15 protein-coding genes are annotated in these 15,268 nt (G+C 44.5%); 2 read left to right on the forward strand and 13 right to left on the reverse strand.

Features of this window, described 5'->3' with window-relative positions:
• Positions 1–60: 60 nt before the first annotated feature.
• Positions 61–435 (reverse strand): hypothetical protein, encoded by a 375-nt coding sequence (locus tag ACRJJO_RS17500; RefSeq protein ID WP_431066923.1) that lies wholly within the window; start codon positions 433–435, stop codon positions 61–63.
• A gap of 60 nt (positions 436–495) precedes the next feature.
• Positions 496–630 (reverse strand): hypothetical protein, encoded by a 135-nt coding sequence (locus ACRJJO_RS17505; protein ID WP_431066924.1) that lies wholly within the window; start codon positions 628–630, stop codon positions 496–498.
• A gap of 657 nt (positions 631–1,287) precedes the next feature.
• Here ACRJJO_RS17505 and ACRJJO_RS17510 point away from each other — a divergent pair.
• Together ACRJJO_RS17510 and ACRJJO_RS17515 are read left to right on the forward strand one after the other, a co-directional pair.
• A complete protein-coding gene (locus ACRJJO_RS17510) occupies positions 1,288–2,007 on the forward strand; it encodes an SIMPL domain-containing protein (RefSeq protein ID WP_431066925.1) in 720 nt (239 codons plus the stop codon).
• A 309-nt stretch (positions 2,008–2,316) separates the two neighbouring features.
• The gene (locus tag ACRJJO_RS17515; protein ID WP_431066926.1) at positions 2,317–3,030 is read left to right on the forward strand and encodes a DUF2490 domain-containing protein; all 714 of its coding nucleotides are present in this window, start codon (positions 2,317–2,319) and stop codon (positions 3,028–3,030) included.
• 121 nt (positions 3,031–3,151) lie between these two features.
• Here ACRJJO_RS17515 and ACRJJO_RS17520 read toward each other — a convergent pair whose 3' ends face one another.
• From ACRJJO_RS17520 to hxlAB, 11 genes are all read right to left on the reverse strand, one after another.
• Complete coding sequence (locus tag ACRJJO_RS17520) at positions 3,152–4,432, reverse strand: L,D-transpeptidase family protein (RefSeq protein WP_431066927.1); 1,281 nt, start codon at positions 4,430–4,432, stop codon at positions 3,152–3,154.
• A 63-nt stretch (positions 4,433–4,495) separates the two neighbouring features.
• Positions 4,496–5,344, reverse strand: coding sequence for a serine hydrolase (locus ACRJJO_RS17525; protein WP_431066928.1), 849 nt, complete (start codon positions 5,342–5,344; stop codon positions 4,496–4,498).
• Between the two features lie 273 nt (positions 5,345–5,617).
• Entirely contained in the window at positions 5,618–6,640 is a 1,023-nt protein-coding gene (locus tag ACRJJO_RS17530) for a hypothetical protein (RefSeq protein WP_431066929.1), read from the reverse strand.
• Positions 6,641–6,643: 3 nt separating this feature from the next.
• Positions 6,644–7,555, reverse strand: coding sequence for a type III pantothenate kinase (locus tag ACRJJO_RS17535; protein WP_431066930.1), 912 nt, complete (start codon positions 7,553–7,555; stop codon positions 6,644–6,646).
• Positions 7,556–7,559: 4 nt separating this feature from the next.
• Complete coding sequence (gene birA, locus ACRJJO_RS17540; RefSeq protein ID WP_431066931.1) at positions 7,560–8,549, reverse strand: bifunctional biotin--[acetyl-CoA-carboxylase] ligase/biotin operon repressor BirA; 990 nt, start codon at positions 8,547–8,549, stop codon at positions 7,560–7,562.
• Between the two features lie 75 nt (positions 8,550–8,624).
• Positions 8,625–9,206 carry a PilZ domain-containing protein gene (locus ACRJJO_RS17545; RefSeq protein ID WP_404355186.1) on the reverse strand — a complete coding sequence of 194 codons (582 nt, stop codon included), beginning with the start codon at positions 9,204–9,206 and terminating at the stop codon, positions 8,625–8,627.
• A 59-nt stretch (positions 9,207–9,265) separates the two neighbouring features.
• The gene (locus ACRJJO_RS17550; protein ID WP_431066932.1) at positions 9,266–10,096 is read right to left on the reverse strand and encodes a flagellar motor protein MotB; all 831 of its coding nucleotides are present in this window, start codon (positions 10,094–10,096) and stop codon (positions 9,266–9,268) included.
• Between the two features lie 7 nt (positions 10,097–10,103).
• A complete protein-coding gene (locus ACRJJO_RS17555; RefSeq protein ID WP_125219425.1) occupies positions 10,104–10,862 on the reverse strand; it encodes a MotA/TolQ/ExbB proton channel family protein in 759 nt (252 codons plus the stop codon).
• Between the two features lie 150 nt (positions 10,863–11,012).
• Positions 11,013–11,483, reverse strand: coding sequence for a single-stranded DNA-binding protein (ssb, locus tag ACRJJO_RS17560; protein ID WP_404355190.1), 471 nt, complete (start codon positions 11,481–11,483; stop codon positions 11,013–11,015).
• A 552-nt stretch (positions 11,484–12,035) separates the two neighbouring features.
• A complete protein-coding gene (locus tag ACRJJO_RS17565; protein ID WP_431066947.1) occupies positions 12,036–13,415 on the reverse strand; it encodes an MFS transporter in 1,380 nt (459 codons plus the stop codon).
• 646 nt (positions 13,416–14,061) lie between these two features.
• Positions 14,062–15,237 (reverse strand): bifunctional 3-hexulose-6-phosphate synthase/6-phospho-3-hexuloisomerase, encoded by a 1,176-nt coding sequence (hxlAB, locus tag ACRJJO_RS17570; protein ID WP_431066933.1) that lies wholly within the window; start codon positions 15,235–15,237, stop codon positions 14,062–14,064.
• Positions 15,238–15,268: the final 31 nt, after the last annotated feature.

Consider the following 15,268-nt stretch of genomic DNA (forward strand, 5'->3'; position numbering starts at 1 on the left):
TTGTTAAAGCCGCGGCGCTCGACCAAGGCCTGCAGCCACCGGCTGAGTTGATCCGTTTTGTCAGCACAGTTTTTGACCACCGCGCGGGAACCAGGCCCAGACTCCCGCATAATCTCGGCTACTGGCATAGCCTTTGCCGTCCCCGATATCAGATGCCACAATCGTGGCGGTGATCGGACCCACCCCGGGAACATCCAGCATGCGCCGGCTTAATGCATCGGCTTGACTGAGCCTGCCCAGCCGTGTGTCTTGCTCCTTAATCGCCTTATCCAATTCTCTCAACCGCTCAGCTTGCTCCGCAATCAGCTCTCGACACAGCGCTGTCAGTCCGTTCTCGGCATCTTCTAAAATATCAGGCAATTGTTTTCTGACTTGATCGACCCCTTTATGAATGGCAATACCGCGCTCCAGCAAGGCTCCACGAATCTGATTCACTACAGCAGTTCGTCGTTTGACCAGATCCTGCCGTAGATTATGAAGCAGTTGCATATCTTGCTATATCTCGGTTTTGATCGCCACCACCCGCTTATTGGGCCGGCTCACCGCATCAAAAATCGCTTGGGTATCGTTAAAATCATTCTTATTGCCGACCACGAAGCTCATGACAAACTTCGCGTTCAATAACATCACTTCATGGCCCTGTTTAATTGGCCATTAACACTAGCCCAATAATGGCTACTGCCGCACGCCTCGATACACATTTTCGGCACCGGGGTGCCCGTCAAAGGACGCCGTGAATACGTCCCTGTAGGCTCTATGCCAGCTCCATGCTGGCCCCTCCTAAGGCACTGCCAAAATTTGAAGTGCGAAAGGTATATATGACTTATTGAAAAAGCTTATAAACGATCTTAGGATTTGGTCGTAAATAACTTTCCTATTTTACGGAGGGTTTGGTTGCTCGATTGGCAGGTGTCGGCGGCAGGGAAAGCTGCCGTCAAGCCTCCATGGATGAGTTGGTGTAATCCTAAAAAGAGAAGTTGGCATAGGTCGTAGACCATTCGTGCTGAGTAAAGTCGAAGCATGAAGGGTCTGCAACACTTTCACCGGCTTGGTGAAGCCTAAAGCTACCGTTCACCTTCGACAGGCTCAGGGTGAACGGTAGCTTTAGGCTCTCAACTGCTATTTTTACGATAATCCATTTGGAATCATTCGCCGTAATGTAATATTTTCAGGAGCATGCAGGGTACTTTGCATGATGTCGTGATTCGATTAAAGCTTGACTCGACTTGGCAAAATGCAATGCCTTAGGCATACTTTACCAATGAAGCGAGCAGCGAGGAACAAATAATGGACGAAAAGAAACCGATCAGTGCCTTTATCATAGGGCTTTTTTTATTTTTAGGATTGTTCTCGTTGGGGTACTTACTGAGCCATGCCGCGATTAAATTCAAAGAATTTGAACGTAGCGTCACTGTTAAAGGATTGTCGGAACGAGAATTTCCTGCTGATATCGTGATATGGCCGATTCAATTTACGGTTGCGGATAACGAGCTTAGCTTACTTTACGAGGCTCTTGAAAAAAACACAGAAACGATCAAAGCTTTTCTGAAAAAAACCGGTGTTGCTGAAGTTGAAGTCTCTGTCTCAACACCCTCCATTACCGATAAGTCTGCGCAAAGTTATCAAAATAGCGGAAAAGTCGAATTCAGATACAGTGCGATACAAACCGTCACAGTTTACTCTACCAATGTGGATCAGGTACGTTCCGCTATGAACGGTTTACTGGAATTGGGTAAAAAAGGCATTGTCTTTACGGCGCAGGATTACCAAAATCGAACCGAGTTCTTATTTACGCAACTCAATCAAATAAAACCTGAGATGATTGAAGAGGCGACCACCAAAGCCCGTGAAGTCGCAGAAAAATTTGCCGAAGACTCCAGCAGCAAACTCGGCAAGATTAAACGAGCGTCACAAGGACAATTTTCTATCGAACCTCGCGATACGAACAATCCGCATATAAAAAAAATACGAGTCGTTTCAACGATTGAATATTATTTATCGGACTAAATTTTATGCTTTATGCCTTCGCGCGATGTTCAATAAATGACTCTTAACAAAATATCCTTCGTAGATCAAAATTCGGCACTGGGGCCCGCCAAAGGACGCCGTGAATACGTCCATGTAGACTCTTTGCCAGCCCCCTGTGCCTCTCCTTAGGCACTGCCGAAATTTGAAGTGCGAAAGGTATAATCAGAGCCAGATGGATGCGTATTAAGGCATTTTCTAGCGTGTCGCGCCGAAGTTCGACTCAAAAAGGGTATGAACTTTCATCATCGCCATAATATGGCGTCATCATCACTCACGGTAAATACAGGAATGTTAAAAAAATATTATTTAGGTTTATCTAGTTTATTATTAGTATTCTGTTTCTTTCATGGCAATGATCTGATTGCCGGCCCTAAGGAAGATTTTCAAACTTGGGGCACTGTTACGGCTATTGGAAGCCTAGATGCAATCGATCCCGATCTTTCAAAGTACCGATATTGGCTGGAGGGCCAGGGTCGATTCGGCAACGACACGTCGCAAGTTTCGCAAGGTATGCTGCGAACCGGTTTAGGCTATGCGCTCAGTGAAACACTGACTATGTGGCTTGGTTATGCGTTTATACCGACCGAAGAACCCTTTGTAAGTGAGCCCTTCGATGAACATCGCATTTGGCAGCAACTGTTATGGAATCAACCGTTTTCTTTCGGAACATTCAGCAGTCGTAGCCGATTAGAACAACGGTTTATGCAAATCGGTAACGATGTCGGATGGCGTTATCGTCAATTGTTTAAAATATCACTGCCTTTGACTTTTGCACCTAACTTTAGCTTGGTCGCGACTAACGAAGTTTTTATCGACATTAATAAAACTGATTGGAAATCTGTGAACGGTTTCGATCAAAACCGAGCCTTCGCCGGCATTGGGTATAATTTTGATGAGCACATCAGAACCGAAATCGGCTATATGAATCAATATATCTATAAAGCCACTGCTCAAGATTTTATGAGTCACATCATTTCAATCAATTGGTATCTTAATTTCTAGCTTGATACCGATATTAACGTATATATGAGGAGTTGGTGGTGCTGGATTTCTCGACGAACCTACTTCTCATCCTCTAAATACGGGGAAGAATGATCAAAATGGGTGAATTAACCGACTGGTATCAATCGAAAAAAGTCAGTAGATTAGTAAAAATAGTGTTTTCTTGAGATGCCTGAGGAATTTCGACCATTTTACCGGGCTCCATGACTTGCGAGGTAATCGAAAACTCCGATAGCAAGCGTTTTTTTGCCGAAGCCGCATCTTGAGAGCTAGAGAAAGGCCCTGCAATCACGTTTGTAGCAAAGGCATGCGCTGGAATTGGAGGACCTTGATGATTCAGCATGGCTGCGAATTGACGAGCTTGCTTCTCATTTGGCAATGTTGCCACGCTCAGTTTCCATGCATCGGCATCGATTGCCTTGGGAATCGGCCGATTAAACTTGATCGAGGGACGCGATATGGTCAAATAAAAATCATCTGTATCGTCATTTAAAATAGGTGTTAAAACGCCATCGGAACGATCGATTGCCGCCTGAACTTTATCCCAATCGATCGGTTGACCGGATTCTTGTTCAATTTTTTGCAAGCGCGCCATCAAGTCCTGAACAAGTCGATTGACTTGTTTCGGATCTTTATCCGTAGGCGGATAAGCTTGCAAAAAAAGCGTGTCGCCATCCCATGCGGTTAAGAAAGGCTGATTAACAATCCTGACCTGTGAGCCGACAGTGACATGCCGAAATAGCTTTGCAATATCTTCAGGATATAGCCGAACACAACCATGACTTACTTCCATGCCGACGCCATAGGGTTTATTGGTGCCATGGATCAGATAACCGGGAAAACCTAATCGTAAAGCATAGTCCCCAAGCGGATTGTTCGGGCCAGCGGGGACAACTCTAGGCAAAGGATCGCCTTTTTTGGCATGCTCGCGTCGAATCGATTCGGGAACCGTCCAACTAGGCTTCGCAGTTTTCGCAGTAATTCGGGTCAAGCCTTGTGGCGTTTCCCATCCTTCCCGGCCGATACCGACTGGGTAGGTCAGCACTTTATGACCGTTTTTTTTGTTGTATAAAAAAAGTCGCTTAGCCGCTAAATTCAACACAACACCTTTTCGAGGCGCTTTGGGAATAATGAATCTCAATGGCAAACGTACTCTACTGCCCGGCTCCGGTAACCATGGGTCTAGGTTAGAATTGGCTCGGGTTATTTCATCATACCCCAAACCGAAATGCCGACCGATTACCAGCAAAGAATCTTGTTCATCAGTTTCTATTTGCGCAGCAACACCAATAATTGTTTGACCATCGAATAAAGGAAATTCCCTAATCGGTGAAAATTCGAGTGAGGATATCGTATCCGGCCCGCGCAAAAGCTGACAAGAACACAATAAACAGAATGACATGCCTATAAAAAGGCGCTTGAATACGTTAATGTTTATCGACATATACAATTAGAAGCGGATGAATCACCCTCTTTTTTGTAACTCGGCCACCGAAATACCGCTCATCCATTCTTTGATTCGATTAGAATCGCCAACCGGCGTCAATTGACCCCATGAATTGAGTAATACAACGATCGTTGGCCTGTTATTTATCCAGGTTTGCATGACGAGGCACTTGCCGGACTCATTGATAAAACCGGTTTTCGATAGACCGATTTTCCAATTAGGATTTTTAGTCAGAATGTTGGTATTATTATATTTAAGCAATTGCTTGCCGACTTTTTGAGTATGACTTTCTGTGGTCGTCATCGTTCTAATCAATGGGTATTTAGTCGCGTAGGCGACAAGCTTGGCTAAATCCCTCGCTGTTGACTTATTCTCAGTATACAAACCGGTAGGATCGCGAAAACGAGTTTTTTTTAATCCGAGAGCTCGCGCCTTACGATTCATGGCCTTGACGAAAGCGGGTTTACCGCCGGGATAGGACCGGGATAAAGCGGAAGCCGCACGGTTATCGGACGACATCAGCGCCAACCTCATCATTTCCTTTAGTGTTAATTTTGTTCCCACAGGTAAACGCGAACGACTGTGACGTAATGTGTCGATATCCTGTTTCGAAATCGTAATGGATTTATTTAAGTTAGGCTTGGAATCAAGCAACACCATTGCCGTCATCAATTTGGTAATGGAAGCGATAGGCATGACATTTTGCGATTTTTTTTCGTAAAGAATCATTCCCGTTTCTTGATCCATGACAATCGCTGCCGATGACTTTAGAGATAAGTTTTTTCCTGACGCGTTTACGGAAAATACCGTGAACATTAACGTAACCATGGCGATTACAGCGAACAAATTTTTAAACATTTTTTTCATGTGCAAGCGATAATTAATCAGGAGAATAAATCGGTACGATTTAATTATAGGTATTATTCGTAATGATTAAAGTCAATAAATTAAATCCTTAACTTTACCTTAACTATCACAATAATTTTAGAAGGGCTATTCTAACGCTGTATCAAGCTCAGTTAAAGCCCGATTGCTAACGAAATATGATCTGCGGCTCTATGATCCTGCGATTATCGCTAGAAGGAATGTTGATTCCTTTACAATTTTCTATGGTAGAAGCAGGGGGCTAAAGCGCTTTTTTCAATTAAAAACACAGCTGTTATTGACCTTGATGGCAAAGTCAGGATGCGTTTTCTGCCATCGGTCGCGGATGATAATCAAATTGTCTTCGTATTCCTGTTTGATATGAATATGAGCGTAAATTCGTTGAGCTTTTTTATAGCGAGGTTTAATTAAAGCGTCCAGATTTTTGGTTGCCAATTGTTTTTTATAAGTCTCCGCTCTAATTTCGCTAGAAAAAACACCTAATGAAATATCTCCTTTAACTTCGCCTTTCCGGAACAGCCAATAATCGGTAATTCCTTTTTGTTTCAAAAGTTCAACATTTGCCAATGATTGTTCATAAGTTTCACCGGCCGGCAAGTACACCATGTAATCGCTAATCTTTTGCTCTTCCCTTCTCACAGATTTGATCGAAGCGGAATTGATGCCCGTCTGTTTTCGCCAGCTGTAAAATTGCTGCATCGTATCAAACGGCCCGGCCTCATAACACATACTAGAGTCGACCTTATTTTTTTTGGGCAGAATTTCTTGTTTTTTAACAAGCAGACCGTTTGCGGCGTCAATTTCTGTTCGCTCAATCACTTGGCTGGCATGACGATTAGTTTCATCCGAAATATTGGTTTTTGGGGGTGTTGGAGTTTCCTTAGTCAAGGCTATCGAGGCATCGTTGGAAGCGATAATGGAGGGTGATTCTTTTGGCCGCGTTGGAGACATTTGATGTGAAACGAAATGCACATCGAGCCATTCGGCTAGAAGCAAATCGGATCTTGCCCCCGAAGAAGGCGCTAAACTAAAATCTGAAACGAATATAGCACTGCGAATCGATTGTTCAATCGCCGTACCGGCAGCACACCATAATAACCCGGATCGCGCTTGCTTAAGGCTCGATGAGTCGTTTAGTTCCGAAATTAAGGTAATTTGCTGTCCTGTGTCCGCTGTATCGATGAGAACATCACGCTCCAATGAAATAGCGCCGGAATGATATTGCCATAAAAAAAAAGTGATATTGAGTATTATTAGCAATAAGGCCAATAGTTTCATAGCTTATTCCGCGAGAATCAATGACAAGCCTTTTAAGACCAAGTCCGGTACAACACAAGATACATTATCAAGATGAGGGGCAATATCGCCCGCGTCTCCACCGGTTAAAACTAACTTAGGATTTTGTGATAAATAACACCCTGGAACTATGACCTTTTTTGAGGGTTCGGCAACTCGCTTAACAGGACGCCGTGAATACGTTCGTGTAGGCTTGGCGACAGCTTTCTCTGCCGCCGACACCAGCCAATCAAGCAACCGATCTCTCTGTAAAATGGGGGAGTTATTTACGGCTACATCCTTAACAGGCTTGTTTAAATCTGCTATCACGCTCTTGATCAAACCGATAACGGCATAAAGGGCGCCATTATCAATAGCATCGCTCGTATTTCGAGCCAAGTTCGGCAAACCGCTTTGTGCGGAAAACTGTAAATTGGCCGTGCCATTTGACAGAGATTGCTTCATAAGGATTAAACCCGGACAGATAAGCCCTCCCAAATGACAACCGTTTCGGTCCATCGCATCAATGGTAATGGCTGTCCCGCAATCGACGATACATACCGGTTCCGACCAATAATGCCTAGCCGCTATCAGGCACAACCAACGATCCACGCCCAGTTTTTCCGGAAATTCATAAGCATTTCGAACACCATACGCTTCGGCTACGGAATGAGCTTGGATTATGGACAACGAGGGCCACAAGTCTAGAGCAATTGTCTTAACCTGATCTAGAACGGTCTTCGAAGCCACGCAGGAAATAGCCATACGTTGCGGCGATTTCGGCAAGGTTCGCCAAATCGAAAACAACCGGACTTCAAAATCACTATCTTGATGAATAACAGGCACTCCCGGTTCTAAACGAATATCGTTATATCCCCACTTTACACGAGAGTTACCTATATCGACCAATAAGTCCATTCGGTCAATTCTTGCTAAAACTTACTTCGCCGGATGCAAAACAACAGGCTTTGCCGTCGGCAGTCATTAAACAAAACAAGCCATTATTGTCGATTCCTCCAGCATTGCCTGTTATTGCAGAATCGCCATGATAGATAACGACAGGACGCCCTTCCAGGCAATCATAAGTTCGCCATTCATCTAAGTAAGGTGTTAAGCCATGGTTTTCATAATCGGCAAGTACCGGCAATAATTCATTCAACAGCGTTCCGGCTAAACGATTTCTCGAAATGGATATCCCTCCCATAATCCGAGTTAAATCAATCCAAGCTTGATCGATCATTGCCGCTTCACGATCCGGTATATAAATATTCAACCCAATACCGATCACAGCCGCGCAAGGCCCATGAGTCTCTCCGGTCACTTCGATGAGTATCCCGCCTAATTTATGTTCCTGCCAATAAATATCGTTCGGCCATTTTAAACCGATACCGGATAAACCTAAGGATGCCAAGGCCCTGATCACGGAAACGCCGACAGCAAGACTCAAGCCTGAAATAGCAGAGGGGCCGTTGTGAAAGTGCCACAAGAGCGATAGGTAAATATTTGAACCGAACGGCGATACCCAAGACCTGCCTCGCCGGCCTTTACCTGCAGTTTGAAACTCAGCCAAACAAACCGTTCCGGACCGGGCTGCGCTTTTAGCAAGGTTGATCAAATGGTTATTCGTTGAGTCAAGCCGGTCATGGATGTTTAAATCCGAAATGTTTAAACGAACATTATCCATTAGCACGGATTCGATTTTTTCACTGCTTAAAAATTCGATCGGCCGTTTCAGGCGGTAGCCCTTGCCGCTTACTGCGATGGGCTCCAAGCCTAGTTCGGTTAAGTTGTGTAACTGTTTCCAAACCGCCGATCTGCTAACACCGAGAATATCGGCTAAAACGGGGCCTGAATGAAATTCGCCATCGGCAAGAAGCTCCAGGATTTTTTTTTGTTGATCGGTAATTGTCACTGCACAGTAAAAATAGAATTATCGTTTTATCCGCCAAAATAATTAAGGACTTTGTGAAAGTCCCTAAAGTCAATACTAAGGCTCTTTATTTTCGCGAAGTTTTTGCATTTGTCTTTTAACGACATGCCTAATCAACAGCTCCCGATCTTGCTCCTTCATATTGATATAATCGACACCGATAATATGAGAATAAATGCCTTCAGGATTTTTTTTGGGTTTGCAATAAATAACTCTTCCATAAGTGACAATGACAGCCATACATGAAACCAATAGCATTTTAATTTCCAGATAATCGCCGACCGCTAAGACCTCCGCACATTCGAAAGCCAATCCGGATGCGCTTAAATTAGCATTGCGAGTATCCTTCTCTTTAAAATCGGTGCCTTGCATCATGATCGCCTGAGAAATCAAATCAATTTTACTTTCAATTAATTTCAAATAATCGGCCACATCCGGCATAGTCCGATCGAGCCGATGCATCATGATACGAGATTCTTGTGAAATCAATTCCAAAGCGGCGGACAACGAACAGTTGCCCAATACGTTATCGCTCATATGACTAGCTGGCGTGGCAGTCGCTTCATCTACTTTTTTATAGTAAAGATTAACCTGATCATCAATGCGAAAAAAACGCCGTCTATCTTTATCCCGATTCATTTAAATTTCCTGGAAATGAAATATATTTTTTGGATGCATCGCCTTCGCCACCCCCAATATTACTCGACAAACTCTTGGCCTGCTTCTTCGGCGCCTGGTTCTACTTGCACGATAACGATCTCGACTCTTCGATTAAGCGCCCGGTTTGCAGGAGAATCGTTAGGCACTAACGGACGGGTATCGGCATAACCTTGAATGACGAATCGTGACGGTTCTGTTCTCGGTTGGTCTAGCATGAAATGAGAAACGGTTACGGCACGAGAAGCAGACAATTCCCAATTCGATCGATACATCTGCGTTCTAATCGGCCTGTCGTCAGAATGCCCCGACACCAGAACTTTCCCGGGCGACTCGTTAACCGATGCGGTAATTTTAGTCAATACGGGCTCAAATCCGGTATTGAGCACCGCACTACCGGATGGAAACGATCCTTTTTCGCTAATGCGAATAATGATTTTCAGATTTTCCGTTTCCACCGAAACCAAACCCATCTTGATTTCCTCTTTTAAATCTTCTCTGATTTTTTCTGCCTGCTCCTCAATTTCAGCCTGTGTCAATTCCATTAACTGTTTTTTTGCCGCTTCCAAGTTCGGCGAGTCTTGCATAGTCGTCTGCTTGACTTCCTCTAGCGGAGTGGGCTCGGTCGGTGCCGGCGAAAAATGCTGGGCGATAATACTGGTCCCCATTGGAATATCGTATGCCGGAACATCCTTCTGTACGCCAAAAGCATTGATCATCGAATCGGCCATTTTTTTAAACTTGATGGTATCCATGGTCGCAAATGATAACAACAACACAAAGAAACACATCAGCAGCGACATTAAGTCGGCAAAGGTCGCCAACCATGCGGGTGCTCCGACCGGGGGGCATTTAGGGCATTCGTCAGCCATTTTTCACCTATTCATTATCGGTTTTTCGCTTTTTATCGGATATATAGGAATTCAACAAAGACTCGAGAACCTTAGGGTTCATACCCTCTTGAATACCGGAAATCGTTTCTAAAATAAGCTCTTTGTTGGTTTTTTCATAAAGCATGACCTTAGATAGTTTGTCGACGATCGGAAGTGCAAAACAGTTTGCTACTAATGCACCATAAAGTGTCGTCAGCAAGGCAACGGCCATCGCAGGACCGATACTCGACGGATCAGACATATTTGCAAGCATTTGCACTAAACCGACCAATGTTCCGATCATACCCATTGCCGGCGCTAAATCGCCGACCCCTTTCCACATATCTTGCCCTACTTCGTTACGCGATATCATTTGGTTAATTTCTTGAGACAGCATTTTTTTTACGAAAGCAGGATCATGCCCGTCGACACATAGATTGATACCCTTTCTCATAAATTCGTTCTCAATAGCCTCATTTTCCAAGGCTAGTAGACCGTTTTTTCGAGCGACATCGGAAAGCCTTACGGCTTCTTCGATCAACACAGCAGGGTCTTCCCTTTTATTTAAAAAAGCTTTCCCTAAAACACCGAAGGACCTTAAAAAATCGGATATCGGGATACGCATCAACGATACGCCGAAAGTACCGCCTATGACGATTAATATGGAGGGCAGATTTACAAACAACATAACATCGCCGCCGGTAGCAATGGCGGCCGTAATAATCCCTATGCCCAATAAAAAGCCGATTAACGACGCTATATCCACATTTAACCTCTTCGTAATAATGGATAATCAATCAGAACATTGAGCAAACTCATTTGAGTCGCCCGCTTTTATACCATCGCAGATCAAAATTCGACGCTGGGGTATCCGCGAAAGTCACGAGATTGAATACAAAAATTTGCCCTCAATGATTCAAAACGGGATATCGTCATCAAAATCGTCGTAAGGCGGTGGCGCTGAGTTTGAGGGTGTAGATTGAGGTCTAGATTGTGCTGGAGCTGTGCTCTGTGACGAATAAGCACCTTGATTATCGGAATAATTGGCGGTGCCGCCGCTTCGGCTTCCCAGCATGTGCATTTCGTTAGCAACGATTTCTGTCGTGTAACGGTCTTGTCCGTCTTGACCTTGCCATTTTCGCGTTTGCAAGCGGCCTTCAACATAGACCTGACTGCCTTTTTTTAAATATTCGCCGGCAACTTCGGCGAGTCTTCTAAAAAAAACCACGCGATGCCATTCGGTAGACTCTTTCCGCTCGCCGGTTTGTCTATCTTTCCAGCGCATCGTCGTGGCTAGACTGATATTTGTTACCGCTTCGCCACTAGGCATATAGCGAACTTCGGGGTCGGCCCCGAGGTTGCCGATTAATGTTACTTTGTTTAGCATGTTTTCTCCGAAAAACGATTGATCAAAAAATATAAAACTCTAGGCTGTCGAAAAAAGCTGCTTTTAGCTAATTGCCGTATTCCCGCTTTTTAAACTCAAAATATTTTTGAAAGATGCGCGATGCGCACCCAACGGCGCTCAAGCTATCTTGGAATTTGTGTAATTATTCACATCCCGCTATCGTTCCCACGCTCCAGCGTGAGAACGATAATTGCCGGGGGCTGAATAGTTACGAATTTGTTGATAATCATAGGCTATAAAGTCCTAGTTATTTTCTCAAAATCCATAAAGCAGTCATTCTATCCGACATGAGAATCGGTAAATTTCAACACCCTATATAAACTCTCAAGGGTAGCTTTCCATGAGTAACCCCGATAAATCAACCTAACGGCTCATCAGGAAGCATTTAGTACCGGAATATTTCTGTCTGATGGATTTTCCGACAAAGCTCATAGCTTGAGGAAGTCATTGATCGCGAGATCCTTAAGCGAATCCGTGACCCATTTAAAAATTTAGGATACGTCATAAAATAGCAAAAAATCGTTTAAATTATCAGGAATCAAACTGAGTTATCGAATACTGTAAACGTTCCTTATCCAATAACCGATTATCGACTTTAAGATAAATCACCCCTTCGCCGAAATGCAGCTTCACTTCCTCAACTCCGGTAACCCTGAGGATCTCTTCAGTGAGTTGCTCGGCTTGAATTCGGGTAAGATTGCTAATGGAAATCAGCATATTGGCAAGATAACGCGGCGGTTTCATTGTAAAAGATACTACCAACCAACTCGCTCCCGCTATAGCACTCATGATAAAAACAGCGCTACCTCCGAATTCGCCATAACTCCAGCCTCCAAGCGCACCGCCTAAAAAAGCACCTAAAAATTGAGAAGTTGAATAAAAACCCATAGCCGTTCCTTTCATGTCACCCGGTGCGGTTTTGGAAACCAATGAAGGTAACGTGGCTTCGAGCAAATTGAAACCGCAAAAAAACAACCAAAGAAAAACAATGATCCCGGTCAAACTTTGATGAAAGTACTGTAAACCTAATTCAGATACAACGATAACAGCAATCGCACCGATAAAAACGGGTTTCATTTTACGCTTTTTTTCAGCCAAAATAATAAAAGGTACTGCGGCCAATAAAGAAACGATAAACACAGGCAAATAGACTTGTCCATGTTGACTGCCGCCTAATCCGGCATCCCTCATCAATAGTGGAATGGCAATAAAACTGGCCGTTAATATCAAATGCAGAATAAAGATACCGTAATTGAATCTTAGCAGCTCGGCATTTTTTAACACATGCTTTATCTGGCCCGGAATCAGTTCGGCATCGCGGTGAACTTTTGATTGTATCGGGTTCGGAACGATATAAACGATGACGACTATTGCCGCTAACGAGAGCAGCGCCGTCAACCAGAAGATACCCTCAACACCGACATAACCGGCAAGGACAGGTCCAATAGAGATCGCGATGCCGAACGAAACGCCGATACTGATACCAATCAAGGCCATCGCTTTCGTCCTATGGACCTCCTGGGTCAAATCGGCGACCAAGGCCATAATGACTGCTGCGATGGCTCCTGAACCTTGCAACGCCCTGCCGAATAACACGCCGTAAATCGTCGTCGACATCGCCGAAAGCACGCTGCCGGCTGCAAACAACAATAAGCCCAGGATAATTAATTTTTTTCGCCCAAAGCGGTCGGACATTAGCCCGAAAGGGATTTGCAATAATGCCTGACTTAATCCATAAATACTAACCGATAATCCGATTAAAAGCGGCGTGGATCCTTCCAAATGCTCGGCAAACAACGGTAACACCGGCATAATCATAAACAATCCTAACATCCTTAATGCGTAAATGCCCGCCAATGAACCGGTTGCTCGTTTTTCCAGCAATGTCATTGGGCTGGTAATATCCTGCATTTGTGCCAAAACACTTATCTCCTGAATAAAGTACGCTATCGAAAACTATAAAGAATGGCTAATCGAAATTTAACAGCCTTACACTGCGAAGTACCGATCAACATCTTTGACCGACACACAATGCCGGCTATTATAACAACGGTTGCTTGAGCAGTCTGTTTGAAATTAGCCTTGAGAAACCAAAGCTAAGGAAGGGATGCGCTAAAGCGCGTCTTAATAATATGGGATAAAAGGAATAGACGATTCCAAGACAATCGTAAAGCAGGGGGTTTGGAGCTATACGCCTCAAGCTTTAGTACAGGTCCCCGCTGCTAAGGATTTCGTGATAAATAACGCCCTGGAACTATGAGCTTTGCTGAGGAGTCGGGAACTCGCTTGGTAGGCCCAGCACCTAAATTCCATTGCCCATTGTCTATGGTTAATTATCTTGGATAATTCATCCAGCAACTAAATAAGCCATGATTTTGAATCATTGCCAAAGACCTATGGAATTTAGGTGCTGGATTTAGGTGCCGGGCCTTTGATGGTCACCCAGGTGCCGAATTTTGATCTACGATGAGCATACCTAATCGGAACCCCAAGTTCGGATATGCCACGATAGGCACTTCCGTATGCCGCAATCTCGGTAGACGTTACTCGACGAAACTTATTCTAGGTTCGCATGTCTCGATCTCATTTCTTCCTCCGGAATGCCTTTTTCGTGGATGACATGAGAGATGGTCGCTTCCAAAAATGCCAAAGTTGAAAGTTCGAAAACCGTACCCATCGGCATACCGACAACCTTGCCATACTGTTCCGGGCTACCGACTCTAAACACGGCATCGGCCATGTCGCCGATTGTCGACTCGTTTTTCGCTGAAATCAGCACAATTTGTGCGCCGATATCTCGTGCCCGCTTAGTAAAGGCAACGAGTTGTTCGGTTTCGCCGGAGCCGGAAATAATAATCAGCAAATCGCCTTGCTTGATGCTGGGGGTAACGATTTCGCCGACCACACTGGTATCGTAACCGCTATGCATCAACCGCATGGCAAAAAAGCGGCCAATCAAGCCCGACCGTCCCGCACCTGAAACAAAAATTCGGCGCGCCTGATCGAGCATGCTCGTCAGTTTTCTATCATAAGAATCATCGGTTACATATAAGACATCCGAAATCTTATCGACGACAAATTCACGATGAGTGCCCTTGCTATTGACCAAGCGTTGAATTTTTCTAGCGGCATTGGCTGGAGATGGCGCGCCTGTAATTGCGCCGCCTACGACAATTATGTCAACTCCGGCTTTAACAACATCGCGTACAGTTTCGGGCTTGATACCGCCGGCAACAGATACTCGAGTATTGAGCCCTAAGCGCAATAAATCTTGTAAATCCGTAAAGGGTGTATGACCGGCCGCCTGGGCATCGATGCCGGTATGAATGCCGATAATTTGCACACCGGCCGCCACGGCTTCCGCAGCACAACTCGCTTTATCCTCGACATTAATCAAATCGACTTGAACTTCGGCATTATATTTTTTTGCCGCGTTAATAACGCCTTTAATAGTTGAAATTCCCGATGTTCCAAGTACCGTGCAGATATCCGCACCGGCTTCATAGAATGGACTGGCTTCGTATTCACCGGCATCCATCGTTTTAAGATCGACCAGTAACAACTTATCGGGGAATCTGCGTTTAATTTCCTTGACCAATTCAAGTCCGTTGAACTTGATACAGGGTGTACCGATTTCAATGATATCGACATAAGGTGCCGCTTGCGAAGCAAGTTCCAGGGTTTTGTCGAAGTCCAAAGAATCTAATGCCAATTGAATCAATGGTTTTGCCATTTTATGCGCTCCTGATTAGTTATATTATTTA

Source organism: Methylotuvimicrobium sp. (assembly GCF_050611805.1).
Lineage (GTDB): Bacteria > Pseudomonadota > Gammaproteobacteria > Methylococcales > Methylomonadaceae > Methylotuvimicrobium.

Excerpts from the sequence above, each read along its gene's own strand:
- ACRJJO_RS17510 (WP_431066925.1), top strand. The coding sequence starts at position 1,288 with ATGGACGAAAAGAAACCGATCAGTGCCTTTATCATAGGGCTTTTTTTA.
- ACRJJO_RS17515 (WP_431066926.1), top strand. The coding sequence starts at position 2,317 with ATGTTAAAAAAATATTATTTAGGTTTATCTAGTTTATTATTAGTATTC.
- ACRJJO_RS17520 (WP_431066927.1), bottom strand. The coding sequence starts at position 4,432 with ATGTCATTCTGTTTATTGTGTTCTTGTCAGCTTTTGCGCGGGCCGGAT.
- ACRJJO_RS17525 (WP_431066928.1), bottom strand. The coding sequence starts at position 5,344 with ATGAAAAAAATGTTTAAAAATTTGTTCGCTGTAATCGCCATGGTTACG.
- ACRJJO_RS17530 (WP_431066929.1), bottom strand. The coding sequence starts at position 6,640 with ATGAAACTATTGGCCTTATTGCTAATAATACTCAATATCACTTTTTTT.
- ACRJJO_RS17535 (WP_431066930.1), bottom strand. The coding sequence starts at position 7,555 with ATGGACTTATTGGTCGATATAGGTAACTCTCGTGTAAAGTGGGGATAT.
- ACRJJO_RS17545 (WP_404355186.1), bottom strand. The coding sequence starts at position 9,206 with ATGAATCGGGATAAAGATAGACGGCGTTTTTTTCGCATTGATGATCAG.
- ACRJJO_RS17550 (WP_431066932.1), bottom strand. The coding sequence starts at position 10,096 with ATGGCTGACGAATGCCCTAAATGCCCCCCGGTCGGAGCACCCGCATGG.
- ssb (WP_404355190.1), bottom strand. The coding sequence starts at position 11,483 with ATGCTAAACAAAGTAACATTAATCGGCAACCTCGGGGCCGACCCCGAA.
- ACRJJO_RS17565 (WP_431066947.1), bottom strand. The coding sequence starts at position 13,415 with ATGCAGGATATTACCAGCCCAATGACATTGCTGGAAAAACGAGCAACC.
- hxlAB (WP_431066933.1), bottom strand. The coding sequence starts at position 15,237 with ATGGCAAAACCATTGATTCAATTGGCATTAGATTCTTTGGACTTCGAC.